Source organism: Mesorhizobium sp. M7D.F.Ca.US.004.01.2.1 (assembly GCF_003997785.1).
Lineage (GTDB): Bacteria > Pseudomonadota > Alphaproteobacteria > Rhizobiales > Rhizobiaceae > Mesorhizobium > Mesorhizobium loti.
Genome location: NZ_RZRQ01000002.1, coordinates 77647 through 98270, shown reverse-complemented (window position 1 = coordinate 98270; position 20624 = coordinate 77647). Strand labels below are relative to the sequence as shown.

Sequence of the window (20624 nt, the reverse complement as noted above, 5' to 3'; positions counted from 1 at the left end):
GTTTTGCATCCATCGAATGGATGAAGACTTGCCCGGAGTTGACGTTACCGTGCTTGCCTCACGGATGCACCGCGGGAAATTCCCGATCGACCTTTGTCGGGAAGTGGGAGGAACGGAAAAGCGGATGGAGGAGGAATCCAGAAAATCGGTGAAGGAAACGATGCAGTTGGAACGCCAGCACGCAATCGCGGCAACGTCCGTTTTCGATGATCTGGCGACTGACGACTTTGAGCTAAAACGCGATAGCTGCAAGAGGGGTTTCGAGCCACCTGGGCAGCAGCTGGCTGCCAAAGAAGGGACCGGCAGTCATGGTTTAACCCGACGCCTGTCTCACGCAAGCGTTTGGGCCTTGTTTATTTACGCGGCGGGTGCCGGGTTGACCTTCGTAACCCAGATCGCGATCGCCCGTCTGGTGGGCGCGGCGAGCTTTGGAACCTACACCTACGTGTTCGCCTGGATCACGCTTTTGTCTTATGGCTCGACTCTCGGTTTTCACGTGGCCGTATTGCGGTTCGTGCCAGCATATGAGGCAACGAACCAATTTCCGATGGCCCTCGGGTTCATCCGTTTTGGATCCAAAGCCTGCATCATATTGGCAATTCTGATCGCGGCGGTTGGCGCGCTGATCGTGGTGGAGTGGCCTCACCATCTGGAACCGGAGCTTGCCATCAGTGTGTTAATCGGCTTGGCGACGCTTCCGCTAATCACAATCTATCTCACCGGCGCAGGCGTCGTGCGCGCCTTTGGGGGTGTTATTTCCGCACTCCTGCCCGAGCGAATTGTCCGTGACGGACTTATGCTCGCCCTGCTCGGCCTCGCAGCTTATTTCACGCCGTGGCGGTTGGACGCGACGGCGGTGATGTGGATGCTGCTGATCAGTTCAGCCACCGCAGCCTTCATAACGGGTGTCAGCGTCTGGCGCCTGTGGCCCGCTGGCCTAAGTGCCGCGCCGCCGACCTATGCCTTCAAGGATTGGTGGCCTTCGCTTCTTCCCATCATGATCATGACATTCGTGGACGTTCTGATGAACCGGACGGCTGTGGTGCTGCTCGGAAAAATCGGCTTCATAAAGGGGGCCGGGATATTCGGGGTCGGATCGAACATCTCGTTGCTTCTCACTCTACCACGTGTTGCGGTGAGCACCGCTTTCGCCCCGGCTATCTCGCGCCTGTTCGCGCGTAAGGATTTGACGGGACTCCAGGCACTATTCGCAAGAGCCACAATATTGTCCTTTGCGGGCGGCGTGGCGCTGGCGCTTCCACTGCTCGTGCTTACCGAACCGGTGTTGCGTGCGTTTGGAGGTGAATTCACCTCCGGCGCGCTGATAGCTCGGATTCTGATAGTGGGACAGCTATTCGCGGCGGCAGTAGGGCCGCAGCAGCAACTCTTGACGATGACAGGCCACGAGCGCGCCGCGGCTATACTGATGTCTGTCGCGGCACTCGTTAATGTCCTTGGTTGCATCGTAGGTATCGCGTTGAATGGAGCTGTTGGGGCAGCCATCGTCACCAGCGCGACGGCGGTTTTCCTGAGCGTTTGTCAAGCGATCTACATCCGCTCCCGGTTAGGGATTCATCCCGGATTAATCTGGGCGATCAGACATGTGCGTGAAGCCGTGATGGCGGGTCAGTTGCGCTAGCAAACCAATAAAATGGAGTCGATGGATGCTCATGGCCGCAGAGGGATTGACGACAAAGTTCATCGGAAAGACACGGCAATCAGTGGACGTTTTGCGAACTGATGGGCTTGGACGATTCCTTCAGCTCTCGGCCTTGTCGCTAAGCGAACCGCTTAGGTTTCAATGGCTTCGTCGTCGTGTTGCGGCCGATGCACGGCAAGCATTGACTAGCCTAAAGGTGGCAAAGCGAAGTCGCGGCTTGTTTATCGATTGCGGCTCGAACATTGGCCAAGGTTATAAGTTCTTTTCTCAGTACTTTACGCCAGACCACTATGACTACGTCCTGATCGAACCCAACAAAAATTGCTTTTCGTATCTTCGCGCTTTGTGCACTGGGGAAATAAATATTGAGATCATCGGCAAGGCGGCCAGCGTCAGGGACGGTCAAGTCGAACTATTTGGCCCCCCCGCGGACCGGGCGGAGCCCACTCACGAAGGTTGCTCGATTGTCGCGGACCACAATGGAAGTCTGTATCAGTCAGAGAGGTTTGCGCCGGATCTTGTCGAAACGTTTTCACTGTCACAGATGATTCGAGCAAAGCGTGATCTATACGACATTGTCATTCTAAAGCTCGATGTTGAAGGCGCTGAGTATGACATACTCGACGACGTGCTCAACTCCGGCACACATCGTGATATCTTCGCGGCATATGTGGAGTTTCATTCTCTGTATGTGCGGGGTTCCGAGAAAAGACGAAAACAAGCCGTCGAGCGCGAAATAGTACATGCTTTCTCGAATGCAGGCACTCGCTTCAGAAGATGGATATAATATCCCTGGTGAAAGGGCTATCTCTTGGTTTGGGTTGAACAATGATCCTAGAGTTATTCGGGCCTTCTGCTGCCGGCAAGACGACCTTGGCGTCTGAGTTGATGCGCCTTCTGAAAATTCAGGGATACACCGTCGTATTACAAATCGGGGATCGCCGGCATCCGCTCAAAAGAGCCGCCTTAAAGTTATTTTCGAGTTTGTATTTGAGGTGGACTGGACAGCGATCTCTGGCTGCGGAGATGCTTGGAATGTTTCCGCCTAGGAACGAATTGTGGGCCATTCGTCTGAAGTGGCATCTAGAAGTTCTTATCCGGGCTTGGAGTATAGCTCAGGCGTCCGATGACGTTATTTCAATTTTTGATCAGGGAATGGTTCAATCCGTCTGCTCACTCATTTTACTCAGCGGCATAACCGATCGTGAGAGCTTGGCGCGCGCTCTTGACTTAGCGCCTAAACCGGACCTGCTCATCCGATTACAGGCGCCGAGAGAAGTTCTAGAGGCGCGCCTTCGGGAACGCCGGCGTAACCTTGGCATCATTCAACAGCTTCTCGAAGTCGATCTACAGAGCAGTCTCGATCATATTGATCACGTCAATCTCGTGGTCGAGCACCTTGAATCACACCGACTTCCCACGATTTGCGTCGAAAGCTTGGATCCAAGCGGCCTCGCAACCGCTGCCGAAGTTATAGCACAGCAAGTGCGCGAAAGATTTCACGCAGCACAGGCGAGGTCCCTCGTCATTGGTCCTGAAAGGGACGCGGATTTCAATCAGACGGCGCATCACTATCATGTCTGACATTGGAGAAATTGGTCCGCTCATTTGCAAAAGGCGCAACCGCGCGAAAGTGGCGACATCATGTGACCTTAGCTCGCCTTCGCCTGGACGCCGCAGATGGTAGTCCGAAATGTGCTCTTGGCCTGCGGTGTGGTGATGTCGTACGCGACACAACTCACCGTACCCATAGTGCACACCGGTTACGGCGAAACATTCCTCGTGCTTTGGATACTGCTCTCGATTGGACGTATCCTTGGCGGCGGCCGCATGGAAGCCTCGCCCGTCTTCGCCAAGCTCGCGGGCTTTTGGGCACTTATGGCACTTGCTCTGGGCCTGGGCATTATCGTTGGGTACCTGACCACCGTCCTGTATCTGTCCCCGTTACTGCACGACCTGCTAGCCTATCTCTTGCTTGCTAGTGTCACCTGCCTGGCCGCTGCTGAGCCCGATGCCGCTCGCCATCTTCGCGATTGTGCCTGGTGGGTTGTCGCAATCGCCAATGTTGGCCTTGCCATTCAAGTGGCACTTGGCTGGGGGTGGATCAGCCAGTCCGGTGTCAATCCGTGGTACTGGGATCGCTTCTGCGGTTGGTCAGATAATCCAAACCAGCTTGCACTTTACTGCGCGCTCTTTGGACCTCTGGCCTTGCACCTTGCAACGACCGCGACCAACCGCTGGGGAAGGTTCTTAGGGCTCTGCGGCTTGATCCTGCCGTTCTATGTCGGCAGGCTGACCAAGAGCGATACATACTTATACACCACGATCCTGACGGGTCTGATGTTCCTGGGATTGCGGACGCGGACGTGGCTCAAGACCGGCGGTGGAAACTCAAATCTTTCCCGCCAAATCGGCCTCTTGTTCATAATCGGCTTACTGCCGCTTGCAATGGCAATGACCCCCTATGTCGTCACCGGGTTCGACAGCGCCGAAGCGTTCGCCAAGAGCCTTACGAAGGACAAGGGCGGTCAAGCAACCGAGGACACTATGGCGCTTCGCCTTTACCTCTGGAGCGAGGCAGTGGACAAGGGCCTTCGATCGGGATCGCTGGGGCTGGGCCCTGGTCCGCACATGGAACGCCCCCCTGTCAGCAACCAGCAATTTCTGCCACACCCATTCGAGGCGCACAGCACATTTCTTGATCTGTACAGTCAAGGTGGGTTCATTGCAGTCCTGGCGTTGATGTGGATTGTCGTTTCTTCCGCCATATCCGCTTGGCGCGCGAAATTTGACGCCCTGCTAGCCCTTTTGGGTTCGATCATCATCTTCAGCATACCGCACTTGATCATACGCCATCCGATCATGTGGTTTGCGCTCATGATTTGCCTGTTTGCGGGGAGTCCACGGATTACAGGCGCAGCGCGAATCTCGAGAGACGGCTTGTATGTCGGCAAGCGCGCTCGCATCTTGCATGTCGCCCAAGAGTGACCTCAGTTTTTGGAAAACGACATGCCATGAAAACAGATACCTAAAGCGCGTCGCATGAAACGCTTTCAACGCGACCCGCATTCTTACCTTGGCCAGGAAAGGAATAGCAGATGGATGCCGATAGACGGGAGAAAGAGGATACTTCGTTCAATCCCAGGCTGTTGGACTGGCTGGTATGCCCAATGACCAGGAGCTTACTTGCCTGGGATGCAGATGATAAGGAACTCGTATCGAAAGCCGCCGGACTTGCCTACCCGATACGCGATGGCATTCCGATCATGCTGGCGTCGGAGGCACGAGCGATCACCTCCGCAGTTGTCAAATCCAGTGCCCCAAGCCGAAAACTTTAGGCCGCATTCGGACGCAGGCACATGAAGGAAGGTGTGCCGCAGGATATCGCCCCCTTTGTCGACGGACCTCTCCGTGCTTGGCCATCATCCCGGCAGTACGGACCACGTTGACACAGTGCGTAGCCATCTGACCTGGTTCGCCGCGGCGGCTTGTTGCCAGAACACGATTTGCTTCATTCGAACAGACGAGGACAGTGGGCAGGGCTCCTCCTAGCGTTGGCTTCGCGTCATGAGCGCAGAGGAGATGAAGCGGGCCCATGAAAGAAGACCCGGAAGCCAGCAACATTGCGCGACGGAGATGCCGTGCATGTTCGGGGAGGGCGGTATGAGCCCGCATCTGGTTTGCGTGGGAGGTGAGGATCACCTCCTGAGAATTCCCTTCCTGCTGTCCCTGCGCGAAAGAGGCTTTCGGGTCACCGCGGTTTCGAGCAGTGATGGTGCCGCATTTGCGCCTCACGGCATTGCACATCACCAATTGAGTTTCGACCGCTTTGCCAGCGGCAGCGCAGAGTGGGGCACTTTGCGCGCGGTACGCAAATTGCTGTTGGAAATCCGGCCGGACATCGTCCAGAGTTTCGATACCAAGCCGAACCTTCTGACACCCATTGCGGTACGAGGGCAGCTTCCGGTCATCCGCACCATCAATGGGCTTGGCTGGACATTCTCCTCGCTGGAGCCGAGGGCGTTGGCCCTGCGTCCGATTTTTTGCTGTCTGCAGGGACTGGCCTCCATCTGGACAGCCGCGACCGTGTTCCAAAATCGGGACGACCAGGCTTTCTTCGCACGCTACCGGCTCGTCGGACGCGGCAAGGGGCGACTGGTCCACAGTTCTGGAATCGACGCGGATGCGTTTGCCAATGCGCGGGATCGCGGTCCTTCGGCGACGGCGATGCGCGAAGAACTTGGGCTCCAGTCTGCGGAAATTGTGATCTTTGTCGGTAGACTGACCCGTCAGAAGGGAATCCCGACTCTCCTTGAAGCGGTGCCCCGCGTCCTGCGCGAGAGGCCAAACGCACGTTTTGTGCTTGTCGGCCCGTGGCAATCCGAGGGCCCGTTTGCCGTCACCAAAGCGGATATTGACCGATACGCACCTTATGCAATCGCCCTGGGACCGAGGCGGGATGTTCCAGCACTTCTTGGTATGGCTGACTTATTCGCCTTTCCCACCCAGTATCGCGAGGGCGTCCCGCGCGTCCTTCTGGAGGCTGGCTTGGCTGGATTGCCGATCGTGGCCTCAAGGATGCCCGGCTGCAACGACGTGGTCGAAGACGGGTGGAACGGCTATCTCGTCCCACCCCGCGATGTGGCAGCCCTCTCATCCAGAATAATTGAAGTTCTGTCTGATCGCGCGCACGCGAAGCTCATGGGAGGGCGCTCGATCGGATTTGTTCGGGAGCAATTTGCGCTGTCCCGCGTCGTCGACCAGTATTGTGATCTGTACGAGAGTGTTCTTGATGGCCGAACGCCTGGCAAGCCTTCACATTCGCCCCTCGCCGTCTCGATGACGCAGGAAGCAAGCCGACGGTTGGATGAGGCGCGGCAATGACCCGCGACGCAATATTGGCGCTCGCCGCCGCGAGGTCCCATACGACGCACCCCGCCGCTGCGGGATTGCCAACAGGCCACGCCGAATTGTTTCTGACGCGCCGGCTCGTTCTATTGATCACGCAAATTCCAATCAGGACGATTGCGACGACCGTCCGCCAGCGAGGGGGCTAGCATGTGTGGGATCACTGGAATTCTCCTGGCCCCAAACACCGCCGATGCGGGGTCGCTCAGGGCAATAGGACAGATGACCTCCGCTCTTCGGCACCGTGGGCCGGATGGCCAGGCGGTATGGACGAACCGTGAAGCCGGTATTGCTTTTGGTCACCGGCGCCTGGCCATCGTCGATCTGACCGACGCCGGCCGCCAGCCCATGCAATCGGCGAGCGGCCGCTATGTCATCACCTTCAATGGCGAGATCTATAATTTCCAAGATCTGCGCCGCGAATTGGAAGGCGCAGGCCACTGCTTCCGCGGAACCGGTGACACGGAAGTCATGCTGTGCGCGATCGAGAGCTGGGGTCTCGAGGCGGCACTCACGCGCTTCGCCGGCATGTTCGCTTTCGGACTTTGGGATCTGAAGGAACGGATACTCCATCTCGCCCGCGACCGAATGGGCAAAAAGCCGCTCTATATCGCCTCGACACAAGAAGCGCTGCTCTTCGCTTCGGAGCTGAAGGCAATCAACTGTTTCCCGGGGTTCAACCCGGAACTCAATGTCGATGCGGCGGCGATAATGCTTTCAAAAGGGTGGGTGCCAGATGACCATTGCATCTGGCAGGGTGTGTTCAAGCTGCCGCCCGGTTCGGTCCTGTCCGTGGCGGCAGCGGATTTCGCCAATGCCCGCGGCGCTTGCGCGCTTGCCCATCGCACTCGATACTGGTGGTCGCTGGCCGACGTGGCCTGCAAGGCGCGGCGGGAGCCGATCGCCGGCAGCGACGAGGAACTCACGAGCGAGCTTGACAGTCTGCTTCGCCTTTCCGTGCGCGAACGAATGGTCGCGGACGTGCCCCTTGGCGCCTTTCTGTCGGGTGGAATAGACAGCTCGACCGTCGTCGCGCTGATGCAGGCGCAGTCCAGCAGGCCCGTGCGCACCTTCACCATCGCGTTCAGCGAGGCAGGCTTCGACGAAGCGCCTCATGCCGCTGCGGTTGCGCGGCTTCTGGGCACCGACCACACCGAGCTTAACCTTTCACCAGCCGAAGCGCGCGACGTCATTCCGGAGCTGCCGCGCGTGTGGGACGAGCCGTTCGCCGATGAGTCGCAGATTCCGACGCTTCTGGTGGCGCGGCTCGCCCGCCGGCACGTTACGGTAGCGCTGTCGGGTGACGGCGGGGACGAATGCTTCGCTGGCTACTCCCGGCACTTCATGGCAGCCCGCCTGAGAAAGGTGCAAGGGCTCCCAGCACCATTTCGTCGGATGGTGACGGCGGGGATCGGTTTGCTGGCTCGAGCCTCGCTGCACGATTTCGCCGGCAGGTTGCCGTTATCGGAAAATGCACGGCACGCGTTGCGAAGCGACCGCTTGAATCGCCTTAGCCACCTGCTCGAGGCGACAGGTGAGGATGATCTGCTTCGGCGTCTAACCGGGACTTCGTCCCAGAACCTGCTTCATCATCAGCCACCGGCGTCGCGCTCCGGCTTGCCGCAACTCGACGACATGTTGTCCCGTCTCCTGTTCGACGACATGACCGGTTACCTGCCGGGCGATATATTGGTGAAGCTCGATCGCGCGACCATGGCCAGTAGTCTCGAAGGTCGATGTCCAATTCTCGACCATCGCGTCGTCGAATTTTCCTGGCGACTGCCGAACCACCTGAAGGTTCAAAATGGCAAGGGCAAGTGGATTCTTCGCCAGTTGCTGGGCCGCTATTTGCCGCAACGGCTGATCGATCGGCCAAAACAAGGTTTCGATGTTCCGATCGGAGCCTGGCTCAGGGGGCCTCTGCGCGCTTGGGCAGCGGACCTCATTGCAGGAATACGTCTGTCGGGCGACGGGATGCTCGACTCCGCAAAGGTCGATGCTTGCTGGCATGCTCACACCAATGGCGAACGGGATCATGCTCGCGATCTGTGGCCGGTGCTGATGTTCCAGGCCTGGCACAACGAGGCCACGCGGCCATCGAATCCGGCAACCTGTCTTTCTCACGAGATCGAAATCCCAGGGGCATGACATGGAAGGTTCCATAGCCAGACGCGCCAAACTGCCGCGTATCACGCAAGACGCTGTACCGAGGTTCGAAAACGACGCTGGCATGCGGCGACCGCAGCACAGGCGCGCGGAGGCATTAACCCCTTTCCATCAACTCGTTATCGTGATCGGGAGACTGAAATGGTTCGTGCTCGCCATCGCTCTGCTGGGTGGCATCCTGGGCGGACTTGCGGGGCTCGCTCGTCCTGTGTTGTTTGAGGCGACCACGCAGATAATCATCGATGCGCCAACCAGAAATACTTCTGCAGGCAGCACGGATTCTGTTCAGGACCTGGTGGATTCCAGCATTGATGACCATCTGACGATGCTCTCGTCTCAAGTCCATCTGCGTCGAGTCCTGGAGGCTTTGCACAGGGCGGAGGCGCCCGACGCTGCTGGGAAAACCGGCTCCAACGCCGTTTTGGGCGGTCAGCGCAATACGGGCTCGTTCCTGAGCGGTCTCATGAGCCGGGTGTTGTCGCTGGGCAAGCCCGCAATAGGCAGTCCCGAAGCAGCGGATGCCGCCGAACTGAAGATGCTGAGGAACGGAATGAGCGTTGGACAAGAGCTTCGGTCGCGGGTCATCACCATCGGCTTCACCGATGTCAATCCTGCACGTGCTGCTCTGGTCGCGAACACTTTCGCCCGGGTCTACATCGACAATCTCATAGAGGAACGTCGTGTATGGGATCAGACCGAATTGCAATCGGTGGTCGCCAGCCTGCCAAGAGTACAAGGCGATCTGGTCGATGCAACTGATCGTCTGGAGACATATCGGCTGACCCATGGGGCCGTCGATCAAAGCGCGGCAAACGACGCGGCCAATGAAGCTGCAGAGCTCAACCGGCAGATTTCCTTGTCGAAAGCGGACCTATCGACCGCCGAATCCCGCCTTCGCCGCATCCAGGAACTGCGAAGAACAGATGCGCCGCTGTCGGCGGTCGCTGCTGAAATCGCGTCGCCGGTCCTCGCCGCCCTGATGGCCCGTCAGTCCAATGCCGGCGGAGATAAGGGACTGAGCAATACGATCGATCAGGAGATCGAGCAGGGTATCGCTCGGCAGAACGCGGAGGCAAACATCTATCGCGCCCAGGTTGCGGCGCTGGAGGAGCGTAAGAATGTGCTCGATGCAGTTGTCACTGATACCGCCAGCCGCCTTTCCGGCTTGCGCGCGCTCGAGCCGCAAGTAGCCATCGTAACGCAACGCTACAACGACCTTCTCAGCCGGCAGCAGGATTTGATGCGGCGCATCGCGGCTCCGTCTCCTGGCGTCTCGCTCTTCTCGGCTGCATGGCCGCCGGCAAGTCCCAAGACTCTACCATGGGTTTTCCTGGTTCCTCCTGGAATGGTTGTATTCGGTCTCATCGCCGCCGCCTTCGTCCTGGCGCGCAACCATTTTAACAAAACCTTGCGCAGCGAGGCCGAAGCCGAGGCCGAGCTTGGGATCCCCTGCGTGGGACTGCTTCCCAAGATATCGAAGCCGCACGCGAAACAGCTTCGGCATCTGATTCTGGGCCAGCAGAACTCGCCCTTCAGTCGCGCCGTGACCTCCGTTCTTGTCACCGCGGCGCCACCTCTGGGGAGAGGGCAGCAGCATATCATTCTCGTAACGTCCAGCATCCAGAATGAAGGCAAGACAGAGTTGGCGTGGGGCCTGGCACTGGCGGCCACACGGCTGGGAGGACGGGTCCTCTTCCTCAACCTTGATGGCAAGGACGTGCGGCTCACGAACGAGTTTCGTGGCGAATCCAGCACCGCCAAGGCCCGTAACTCCTTTGGGGATTATGTGAGTGACCGCTGCTCCCTGCAGGATGCGATCACGAGAATGCCGGAAATCGGCGTCGATCTTATGAGCGCACCAGCGCCCTCGGATGATCTGTTGACGCTTCTGTCCACGGTGGATAGGTCTCGATTTACCGACGAGCTGCTCTCGGTTTACGACGTCGTCATCATAAACGGGCCCTTGGGGCTCGGCGGGCCAGAAACCAGGCTTCTAAAGCGCTGGGCGCATGCAGTGCTTTTTGCCGTTCGTTGGGCCAACACGCGGCGCAGTATTGCGCGCGGCGTTCTTGGCTCACTGCAAGCCGGTGGGTCGGTAACCATTCCCGTAGCAACTGTGCTTACCCAGGTTAATCTGAAGAAGCATGCCGGCTATCGGCTCGGTGATAGTGCCGACCTCCTGCTGGCGAGGATTTGATGAGGCACCTTCGCCCGCTCTCATGGTGCTGCAGGAAACCAACCGCGGTTCCAAGACCGGGCCTGACCTAGAACGATCATTGTAATTATACGAGCACCAGGATCCGCTATCTCAGCTAGAACAACGTTGGCACGCGCTCGTCCGGGAGTGGCACTGGAAACGCCATGACCCGAAAGAAGAGGCCGTCGTAACAACTACGATCGCCGGCGCGCTTGCCCTGGGCATTCACCATTGAGCCGGCCGGAAGCGCGTGTCCTTGGCCATGGGTCTGGAGAAATGAACGGCGTTGCCCTTCTTTTCGGGGTGTCGTAACCGCCCGTGTTTTGTGCCCTTAGGCGTGGATGAGCGTTTGCCCTTCTCGGCTGGCGAGCCTTTGATGAAGTTCCGGTACCATTCCACAAAACGCAGCGCGCCGTCCTTAAGGGCTGCCGCCGGTGTGAAGCCGACAGCTTAGCGAGGATCGTTGACGTCGGCGTGGTCCCAGAACGTCGCCGGGGCGAGGGCACATTGACCCGAAGGCATGGCGGCCAAGGGCCATCTCGATGGTCGCGATCAAACGGTTGATCACTTCGGGCGGATCATTGCCGATATCGTAGATCCGATGCGGCGCCGAACTGGTGGCCGGACTAGCCGCGCGACCGTCCCAACCCGGATCCGCGCGCGGCGTCGTCGCGAGGACCCGGACCACCCCTCGACCATATCGTTGCTATAGGTGAAGTCTCGCATACGTTGCCAGCGTTCGCTATTTCGATCGTTCGCTCCTCGGCGATGGCGTGGGTGAACGCATAGACCGCCATGTCGGGCCTGCTCCAGGGACCGCAGACGCTAAAGAACCGCACCCGGTGGCGGCAAGCCAGATAGATGGCTGTACGACAGCGCCGAAGGCCCGAGACTGCACCATCAGTCCCATGATCTGCGGAACGCGGCCAAGGGAAATGCCGCTGCGTTGCCATGGATCTTCGATCGCATGGATTTCGGCGGATGTTGGCACCCAGCGAAATCGCCAGTCCTATGGTAAGACCGAAATGCGTCCCAGAAGAGCCACCAGTTCCGCTTGGCGCTTTGTCTCGGTCTTTGCGAACAGGGAGGCGAGCTGAGAGCGGATTGTCGTGCGGCTGAGGTGCCAGCTGCGGGCGATCTCCAGAGGCGCGTCGCCTTGCGCCAGGCGTAACGCGAGCTGGGTCTCCGCGCTGGTCAAGCCGAACATTTTTTGCAAGGTCTGAGGGTTCGCCGCCGACGTGTTCTCACGGTCAACCAATGCGACGATGCTGGTCCCATCCGGTGCGATGGCGCCCGTCTCATTCAGGATCACTGGTCGGTCGCCTCTGCTGCGGATTACCACCCAGGATAGGGAGCCTGGATGGAAACGGACCGGAACGTTCGCGACCAGCCGCCTTAGTCCGGCAGAAATCTCGCCGGCCGTATCGGCCGCTTCACCCTGCCGCTCGAGCGTGTCTTGAGCGGCTTCGTTCCATTCGATGACCTTCTTGTTGCGGTCCAGCATCAGGTAGCCACAGCCGATACGGTCAAGCATGCCGGTTATGGACTCCAGGCTGCGTGGTCGCCGGATTCTGAATTTGGCGTCGGATCGATCCGGGAAATGTGTGGAGTCCGCGTGGCGCGGCTGTCTCAATACAATGTATTGGTTGCTTGCAACCGTATCGTTGTGCCTATGAATAACATTCATCGCTTCCATCCCAATAGTGATTGATTGCGACTTGAGCAAATTTCCAGTTATTACTTTCATCGCGCATCATTTTGAATCAAACCGTGCTCCTTGCCTTCAATTCGACATAGCTAAGAACCCTTCAGCATTTCTGTTCCGCTGCAGTCGTTGGAGCACGCTTTCCGATGAGCCCTTCCGAGTATGATTTTATTCGTCGGCTAAGGCATGGCAATCGAGCAGTGGTATTAGGTTGCACCTTCTCGACCTAGTCTCGACGGGCTAGACAGAAGGTTGTAGATTGGCGCATGCGTTCATACCTCCGTGGGCTGAAATCGTGGGTGTCAGGCCCCCCGTTAACTCACGTCGCTTCCTTATCGGTGCTGGCAGTCTCGATAATATTCGAGACGACAAATTCAATACTTGTTGGGCAGGACGGGGCGTTTGTCGCGTTAATTCCCGCTATACTTGTGATTGTATACTTGGAGGGTCGTGTGGCCGCGATCGCTGCGACGCTCTTCATGGCCGCAGCCGGCTTGGGGGCACGCCGAGCCCTGAACGCTCAGCTATCTGCTGAAGACTGGACGCGCGCCATCTTCCTTCTTGTCTCAGGCGGCTTGATCGCCTTTATGTTTCATCGCTTGCGACAAGACTTGCGCGGGGCGCTTGAGGTTGCGGAGACAAGGCTCGCCGCCATTGATGCGACGGAGACCCGCTATCGTGGCGCTTTCGAGCGCGCAGCCATGGGTTTTGTAAACACCAATCGACGTGGCGAGATGCTGCTGTCGAACAGCCGCCTTCGGGATATGACAGGTTACGGAGAAAAGGAACTCGCCCAGCTAAACCTAGAGGAACTCGTACATCCAGACGATCGAGATTCCGTGCTGGGGCCGCTGAGAACTCTGGATCGTGCCGCTTCCTTCGCTGCGGACGTCCGTCTGTTGAGACAGGACGGCACGACATTCTGGGCCCGCCTGGCCCTGTCGTCATCCCAGCCTGATGAGGTGTCCAGCGAGAGCGTTTTCGTGGTGGTCGACGATATTTCCGAGCGACGAATGGCACGCGAGGCGCTGCGCGCCCAGAAGGAATGGCTTGATCTCGCTTTGTCCGCAGGGCGCTTGGGCACGTGGCGTGTCGATCTCGAGGACGGGACAGTCACCGGCTCAGGTAAGTTCTGGGATATTTTCGGGCTGCCCCCGGCTCCCATCCGCCGCCTGGAAGAACTCTCGGCCGTTGTTCATCCGGCCGATTGGCCCAAGCTAGCTGCCTCCGCTATGCCATCGTCGGCTGTGAACTACGACATCGAGATTCGTGTCCGGCGGTCGGATGGCCATGTGCGCTGGATTGCGTTGCGCGGACGGCAGGAAAAACACGGCGATGGTTCGTGGCGCATCGGGGTGGCCGCCGATCTGACCGAGCGTCGACAAGCCACGCTTCTACGCATCGCGGTGAAGAAACGCGAGCTCGTCATGGCCGAGGAGCGCCATCGGTTCAGCAACCTGTTCCCTGTGATTACGGCCTTGGTAAATATGATCAATCCGCCAGAGAACGACGTTGCCAAATACAAGGAAATGCTGATTGACCGGATACGCACGCTGCAAGCGACGCACCTGCTTCTGTCAAGTCCTGCCAGCATGTCGGGGTTGCTTCACGATCTCGTCGCCCAGGAGTTGCAGCCCTTCAAGGAGACTCGCGAAATAACCATCAGCGGACCCTCCATCAGCGTACCAAGCGGCGCCGCCGAGAGCTTTGCGATGCTTCTCCATGAATTGACGACCAATTCCGTGAAATACGGTGCGCTGAGTGATCCACGAGGTAGGCTCGAAGTGAACTGGCAGTTCGCATCCGACGGCGCGGGCGACGACGTCGTCTTCGATTGGGTAGAATCGGGGCGGCGGAAGAACTCAAGCGTCGGACGCCACGGCTTCGGTTCCATGATAATCGGAGTGGACGGAACGCCGATTGTCGGCCATTCGCCCAAATTTCAAATATCGGAAGATGGACTGCGATATTCGTTGCGGCTATCGCGGAAGGAACTTGAATTCTGAAGCGCGCATCTTGCCTGGCATGCATCAGGTCGCGTTCTTCAACGGCCAGCTTTGCAGCAAAACCGCTGCTTCGGTGCGGTTTCGCGCCCCAAGCTCGCGCATAATGGCAGCGACATGAATTTTCGTCGTCGCTTCGGCGATATCCAGACTGCGGGCGATCTCCTTGTTCGAGTATCCCTCCGCCATCAGCTTGAGGACGTCCTTCTGCCTCGATGTCAGTCTGTCGAGATCGCTGGCGCCCACGCGCCGTCGCACCAAGGATCTTTGGGAAGGCGGAGATATCTGGTGCTGTCCTTGTCCGGTAGACGTTCGCGACAGAAGCGCTGGAACATAGATACGGCCGGCGAGGATCTCGTTCACGGCGAACAGGACTTCCTCGTCTTTCTGTGACTTTACGATGTAGCCGTGAAGCCCGATCGAAAGTGCCTTGAGGATCTCCGCGCGTGAATCATCGGCTGAAACGATCGCGAAGCGCGTGTTAGGATAGGCAGACAGAACGTCGCCTAGCAATTCCTGATGGAACAGGCCCGGCATGTTCAGATCCAGAATCGCGAGATCGATCGAGGCTTGCTGTTCCAGAAGACTGACCACGGCATCGAAGCACGCGGCGTCGAATATTTCGACACCTGGAATGCCTGCCGTCAGTGCCAACCGCAAACCGAAACGATACAACCCGTGATCGTCGGCGATGACGATCCGATACATTGCACTACCCCAACAACGCTTACTCTGTCTGGCAACCGGGCGTGTACCAGCCCGCTGAAACTCCACTACCCTGAGACGCACGGACCGACGTCCCGCCCACAAACATCATCACTTGCTAATATGTATCCTAAATAGCGATAGACTTCATTTATTTTTTATAAACCTTTCGTGAGATGCCCTGCCGGACCAGGGTGTACCTCACAAGCAGATCCTGATCGCTTGTTTGATACCACAAACGCGTTGGATCACTCCCATTCGAATGCAGGACGACGCTTATCCGGAGTGGCCGTACCATTCAGCATGCGATGTTCGGATTGGCTTGAGGGGGCGACTCTCCGAGCACCATTCGGCACCTGCTCGTGACGATCATGTCCGGGCTGAATGAACTGGGAGGATCGGATGAAAGCGGTGATTCAATGTGGTGGAATGGGGACACGCCTGCGGCCCTTTACATCGGTCTTGCCGAAGCCCTTGATGCCGATTGGAGCCCGGCCGGTTCTCGAGCTGCTTCTGAAGTGGCTGCGGCGCAACGGCATAGAAGAGGTTTATATCACGACCGGATATCTCGGCCATTTGATCCGCAGCGTCTGCGGCGACGGATCTCAGTGGAATCTGAAGATCCGATATACGCAGGAGATGGAGCCGCTCGGCACCATCGGACCTCTCTCGCTGATCAGAGATGAACTGAACGATACGTTTGTCGTGCTCAATGGCGATGTTCTCACCGATCTGAGCCTCAGCCGCTTTGTGGCTTCGCACCGCATGCATAAGGATCCGGTCACGATCGCGACTGCCTGCCGACTGATCAAGATGGACTTCGGCGTCATCGACGAGATCGACAATGCGGTTCAGCTCTTCCGGGAAAAGCCGACACTCTCCCATCTCGTCAGCATGGGAATTTACTGCATGAACCCGGATGTTCTGAAGTTCATTCCTTCCGGCATTCCGTTCGGGTTCGATGATCTGATGCTGCAGATGATGCAGGGCGGCACGACCGTGCATGTGTACAAGCACGACGGACTCTGGCTCGACATCGGTCGCGTGGACGACTTCCAGAACGCACAGGCGATTTCCTGGGAAGACCAGTCGACTTCAATCGAAGTCGCCGCCGCGGCAGCATGATCCGGATTTAGAGGCCGAGTCGGCGGATATTGGTTCAGGAGGTCAAGATGCTCTTAGTGAGCGCCCCGATATTAGGCGTACCGGAGAAGCTAGCCCTCTCAAAGGTAATTGATAGCGGCTGGCTGACCATGGGAGAGCGGGTACGAGCTTTCGAAGAGGCCTTTGCCGACATCCATGGGGCGGAGGATTGCGTTGCGGTCGGTTCGTGCACCGCCGCGCTTCATCTCATCCTGCACGCACTGGGGATCGGCCCTGGCGACGAGGTGCTGGTTCCCTCACTGACCTTTGTGGCGACAGCCAATGCGGTGCTCTACGTCGGGGCCACCCCGGTCTTTGTCGATATCGAATCGACCGACGTGCCCTTGATGTCGATCGAGGAAGCTGAAACTCGGTGCACGCTACGCACTAAGGCGGTTATTCTCGTTCACTTCGCGGGCTATCTCGCCAATCGGGAACAGTGGCAACGGTTCGCCCGTGCCCGAGGGCTGCATATCATCGAGGATGCCGCGCATGCCCCCGGCTTGAGGGAAGTGGGCACGTTCGGCGCCGCCGCGGCCTTCAGCTTCTACGGCAATAAGAACCTGACAACGGCGGAAGGGGGCGCCGTGATTGCTCGTGACCCGGCTCTCCTCGACAGGATTCGGCAAGCCCGCGGACACGGGATGACCACCGGGACACATCAGCGGTTGAACAGCCGTACGCCGCAATATGATGTCACCATGCTTGGGTTCAACTACCGCATGGATGAGCTGCGGGCGGCGATTGGGCTGGTGCAACTTGAGAACCTGCAGGAGTGGAACGAAATCAGGCGTATCCTGGCCGTCTTATACCGCCGCCTCATCGCTGAACGTTGCCCGGCTGTGACAATTCCGTTCGCCGAACCCCGCACGTCTGCCCACCACATCATGCCGATCCTCCTGCCGCGCTACGCAACGCGGCAGGCCATCATAGACGAACTGCGGACGCAGGGGATCCAGACCACGATCCACTATCCGCCAGTGCACCAGATGACGTTCTACCGCAGGCTTTTTCCCAACACCAATTTGCCCCGCACCGAGGACTTTGCACAGCGAGAGCTGACAATTCCACTGCATCCCCAGATCACTTCACCTGTAGCCGAAGCGGTTGTGACTGCTCTCGCAACCGCGCTCGACGGCTGCGCAAGAGCAGGAACCGCGGCATGAATGCGTCGGATCTATCCCTTCACAGGCCTTCTGTTTCAAGCTCCGCGCATGGCTTCGCAAGACGTTCTATCGACCTCGCGGTCGCAAGTCTCGCGATCGTCATATTTGCACCACTGATGCTGGTGATCGCGCTGGCACTTCTGTTGGAAGGCGGCCGTCCCGTCTTGTTCCTGCAGACCCGCGTGGGGGCTGGTGGCCGGCCCTTCCGCATGTACAAATTCCGCAAGTTCGGTGTGGGCTGCGGCCCCCATGGCCACCCTCTGACCGTGATGGGCGACAGCCGCCTGACGACGATCGGCCGGTTCCTCGCCGCCACAAAGTTCGACGAGCTGCCGCAGTTGTGGAACGTCCTCAAAGGCGAGATGGCGATCATCGGTCCGCGCCCCGAGAGCCTGGCTTTCGCCGATTGTTTTCGGGGCGGCCTCGAGGCCGTTCTACAATACAAGCCTGGCCTGCTGGGCCCGGCCCAAATTCTTTTCCGCCACGAGGCGCATTTCTTTCCTCGATCCGTGGATCCGATTCTGTTCTACCGGGAGGTCATCTTCCCCGCCAAGGTCAGGATCGACCTTTCCTATTATCCACGGCGCACCATCGCCTCAGACATCGCGTGGATGGCGCGCGGCTTTCTGGCGGTTGTCAGCTGGGCTCCATCGCCGCCGATTGACGTCTGAAACCCACACGGGAGCACCGCAGGTCAGCCAAGGAACGCGCAATCATGAGCTACAATGGCAAGAAAGTTCTGGTGACGGGCGCGGACGGATTTATCGGGTCGCATCTCACCGAAGCGCTCGTCTGCAACGGGGCTGATGTCACGGCCCTAGCGCTCTACAATTCCTTCGACAGCCATGGCTGGCTGGACGATCTTCCGGACAGCATTCGAAGCCGGCTGAAGCTCGTCCGCGGTGACGTCCGCGACAGCGCGTTCCTGAACCGGATCATGCGTGGTCAGACCGTCGTATTTCATTTGGCCGCCCTGATTGCGATTCCATATTCCTACGCGGCTGCCCAGTCCTATGTGGAAACCAACATCCTGGGCACGGTGAACGTCCTCGAAGCGGCGCGTCAATGGGAGACGGAGCGCGTTGTGCATACCTCCACGAGCGAGGTTTATGGAACCGCCCTGACCATGCCTATCCGCGAAACTCATCCACTGCACGGACAGTCGCCATATTCGGCATCCAAGATTGGCGCCGACATGATGGCGGAGTCCTACGCGAAGTCGTTTGATGTTCCCGTTGTCATCCTGCGGCCGTTCAACACATATGGCCCGCGTCAGAGTGAGCGAGCCATCGTGCCGACCATCATCCGCCAGGCTCTCGACCCGAATTGCCCGGCGATCATGGTCGGCGACACGAGTCCGATCCGCGACCTGACCTTTGTCGAGGACACAGCGGCAGCATTCCTGACCGCGGGTTTGGCCGGCCTGGAATTCGGCCACGCCTACAATGCCGGCAGCCAACGCGCCGTGACCATCTCTGACGTGTTGGATCTTGTCCTCGAAATGAGCGGTTCAAAAAAACCGGTCCATCGCGACGAAAACCGTTTGCGGCCGCAAAATTCGGAGGTTCGCGCCTTGCTCGCGGATTCCTCGCGCTTTGAGAGCGAGACTGGATGGCGGGCGCAGACGAGCTTGCGCGACGGGCTTGAGCGAACGATCGCATGGTGGCGGGCGCGGCTTAGCGAAGGCCGGGTACGCCGCGAAAAGGGCTACATGACATGACCCTGCTCCGGCGGCATTTTCTGGTGTTGTTGCTGATTGCCGGTGCCCTGTCTCTGGGTGTCTACATGAGCGGGGGCCGGGAAAGCGGCGCAATGGAGCAGTCGGCCCTACCGGCAGCGGAAAACCTGCCGGACTATCTGCGTCCAAAAAAGGATCCGGCATCTGGCACCATTTTCGTGCGGATCACCAAACCCGGAATCCTCGGCTCAGGGATCACATGCGGCAGGAACTATTGTAGCCACCGTTATTCAAGCGCCCAGGCGTGGAATGCGGACCAAAGCCTTTTCCTTATCGCCAATGGTTGTGGGGGCATGTGCTTTCTCGACGGGCGTACCTATGTTCCAATGTTCCGCCGCGATCGCTCGACCGAATGCGAATGGCATCCCAAGGATCCCAATCTGATGATTTGCGTGGGTGGTCGGCGGATTTCGACCTGGGCGCCACGCACCGACCATGAAGAGGTGGTGTTCGTCTCGTCAGCCTATGACGATCTGCAGTTCGGGCCGTACAAGGGCAATCCGAGCCTCGACGGCAACCGCATTGCGGTGCTTGCGACGCGCAATGACGGCAAAGCGGTGGTCTTTGGCTACGACCTCAGGCTGCAGCGGAAGTTTGCGGATATCGATCTGGCCCAGCTTCCGGGGACCACCCACTACTGCTCGATCTCTCCGTTAGGGATCAACATTCTGTGTTTCCAGGAATTGCCGGACGGTAATGAACCGAGCTTCATCTTTTCAATTGATGGCGCCTTGCGCCAGAAGTGGGCGGAGCATCATCGCCCCGGCCATGGCGATATGACGATCGATGCCGACGGCAGCGAAATCTACGTCGGCATAAGCAAATCGGATCCGGACAAGTATCAAGTGATCAAGCGGCGTTTGGGCGACGGCAAGGTCACCGCGCTGATGAAATATGGCGAAGCCCAGCATGCGTCCCTCAGATCTCTGGACAGGCCCGGCTGGGTGTTTGTCAGCTATGCCGGGATACCCGCCGAGGTATCGAAGCACAAGGATTGGGCGCCATATTCGCAGCAGGTCGTTGCGCTGCGCACGGACGGCAGCGGGGAGGTGCGCCGCATCGTCAACACGCTGAATGCTCCGTTTGACTACTGGAGCGAGACGCATGCCTCGCCGTCTCCAGACGGCTCACAGATAGTCTGGTCGAGCAATTGGGGCGTCCCCGGGGGCCCGGTCTACGATTTCGTTGCCCGTGTTGAATGGCCTCGGAGTTGATGTCGACGCAGAAGGAGAT

Annotated in this window: 16 protein-coding genes; 14 read left to right on the top strand and 2 right to left on the bottom strand. The window is 58.6% G+C overall.

Annotated elements, in window-relative coordinates; genetic code table 11:
* The first annotated feature begins 16 nt into the window (after nucleotides 1–16).
* The 8 genes from EN993_RS01270 to EN993_RS01235 all read left to right on the top strand — a co-directional run bounded on the left by EN993_RS01270 (nucleotide 17) and on the right by EN993_RS01235 (nucleotide 10931).
* Nucleotides 17–1639: a polysaccharide biosynthesis C-terminal domain-containing protein gene (locus EN993_RS01270; protein WP_164757506.1), complete on the top strand. Its 1623-nt coding sequence runs from the start codon at nucleotides 17–19 to the stop codon at nucleotides 1637–1639.
* A gap of 25 nt (nucleotides 1640–1664) precedes the next feature.
* Nucleotides 1665–2447 carry an FkbM family methyltransferase gene (locus tag EN993_RS01265; RefSeq protein WP_127262170.1) on the top strand — a complete coding sequence of 261 codons (783 nt, stop codon included), beginning with the start codon at nucleotides 1665–1667 and terminating at the stop codon, nucleotides 2445–2447.
* 41 nt (nucleotides 2448–2488) lie between these two features.
* Nucleotides 2489–3244 carry an AAA family ATPase gene (locus EN993_RS01260; RefSeq protein ID WP_127262169.1) on the top strand — a complete coding sequence of 252 codons (756 nt, stop codon included), beginning with the start codon at nucleotides 2489–2491 and terminating at the stop codon, nucleotides 3242–3244.
* A 96-nt stretch (nucleotides 3245–3340) separates the two neighbouring features.
* On the top strand, nucleotides 3341–4648 hold the full coding sequence (locus EN993_RS01255) for an O-antigen ligase family protein (protein ID WP_127262168.1): 1308 nt from the start codon (nucleotides 3341–3343) through the stop codon (nucleotides 4646–4648).
* A gap of 110 nt (nucleotides 4649–4758) precedes the next feature.
* On the top strand, nucleotides 4759–4998 hold the full coding sequence (locus EN993_RS01250; RefSeq protein WP_109670897.1) for a Trm112 family protein: 240 nt from the start codon (nucleotides 4759–4761) through the stop codon (nucleotides 4996–4998).
* Nucleotides 4999–5323: 325 nt separating this feature from the next.
* Nucleotides 5324–6544: a glycosyltransferase gene (locus EN993_RS01245; protein WP_127262167.1), complete on the top strand. Its 1221-nt coding sequence runs from the start codon at nucleotides 5324–5326 to the stop codon at nucleotides 6542–6544.
* Nucleotides 6545–6718: 174 nt separating this feature from the next.
* Nucleotides 6719–8716 (top strand): asparagine synthase (glutamine-hydrolyzing), encoded by a 1998-nt coding sequence (gene asnB, locus EN993_RS01240; protein ID WP_127262166.1) that lies wholly within the window; start codon nucleotides 6719–6721, stop codon nucleotides 8714–8716.
* A 1-nt stretch (nucleotide 8717) separates the two neighbouring features.
* Nucleotides 8718–10931, top strand: a complete 2214-nt coding sequence (locus EN993_RS01235) for an exopolysaccharide transport family protein (RefSeq protein ID WP_127262165.1) — start codon at nucleotides 8718–8720, stop codon at nucleotides 10929–10931.
* 1009 nt (nucleotides 10932–11940) lie between these two features.
* On the opposite strand, the gene EN993_RS01225 is transcribed toward EN993_RS01235, so the two are convergent.
* Nucleotides 11941–12465, bottom strand: coding sequence for a helix-turn-helix transcriptional regulator (locus tag EN993_RS01225; RefSeq protein WP_245462999.1), 525 nt, complete (start codon nucleotides 12463–12465; stop codon nucleotides 11941–11943).
* 623 nt (nucleotides 12466–13088) lie between these two features.
* Between EN993_RS01225 and EN993_RS01220 the strand changes: the two genes are divergently transcribed.
* Nucleotides 13089–14642 carry a PAS domain S-box protein gene (locus EN993_RS01220; protein ID WP_348629868.1) on the top strand — a complete coding sequence of 518 codons (1554 nt, stop codon included), beginning with the start codon at nucleotides 13089–13091 and terminating at the stop codon, nucleotides 14640–14642.
* Nucleotides 14643–14666: 24 nt separating this feature from the next.
* On the opposite strand, the gene EN993_RS01215 is transcribed toward EN993_RS01220, so the two are convergent.
* Nucleotides 14667–15428, bottom strand: coding sequence for a response regulator transcription factor (locus EN993_RS01215; RefSeq protein WP_245468586.1), 762 nt, complete (start codon nucleotides 15426–15428; stop codon nucleotides 14667–14669).
* A 318-nt stretch (nucleotides 15429–15746) separates the two neighbouring features.
* Here EN993_RS01215 and EN993_RS01210 point away from each other — a divergent pair, with 318 nt between their 5' ends.
* Genes EN993_RS01210 through EN993_RS01190 form a run of 5 tightly spaced genes read left to right on the top strand, consistent with a single transcriptional unit; the run spans nucleotide 15747 to nucleotide 20605 of the window.
* Nucleotides 15747–16469, top strand: coding sequence for an NDP-sugar synthase (locus tag EN993_RS01210; protein ID WP_109671176.1), 723 nt, complete (start codon nucleotides 15747–15749; stop codon nucleotides 16467–16469).
* Nucleotides 16470–16516: 47 nt separating this feature from the next.
* Nucleotides 16517–17653, top strand: a complete 1137-nt coding sequence (locus EN993_RS01205) for a DegT/DnrJ/EryC1/StrS family aminotransferase (RefSeq protein WP_126067744.1) — start codon at nucleotides 16517–16519, stop codon at nucleotides 17651–17653.
* Nucleotides 17650–18324 carry a sugar transferase gene (locus tag EN993_RS01200; protein WP_109670887.1) on the top strand — a complete coding sequence of 225 codons (675 nt, stop codon included), beginning with the start codon at nucleotides 17650–17652 and terminating at the stop codon, nucleotides 18322–18324. The genes EN993_RS01205 and EN993_RS01200 overlap by 4 nt, the downstream gene beginning before the upstream one ends.
* Before the next feature lie 44 nt (nucleotides 18325–18368).
* Entirely contained in the window at nucleotides 18369–19373 is a 1005-nt protein-coding gene (locus tag EN993_RS01195; protein WP_126067746.1) for an NAD-dependent epimerase/dehydratase family protein, read from the top strand.
* The gene (locus EN993_RS01190) at nucleotides 19370–20605 is read left to right on the top strand and encodes a hypothetical protein (protein ID WP_126067747.1); all 1236 of its coding nucleotides are present in this window, start codon (nucleotides 19370–19372) and stop codon (nucleotides 20603–20605) included. The genes EN993_RS01195 and EN993_RS01190 overlap by 4 nt, the downstream gene beginning before the upstream one ends.
* Nucleotides 20606–20624: the final 19 nt, after the last annotated feature.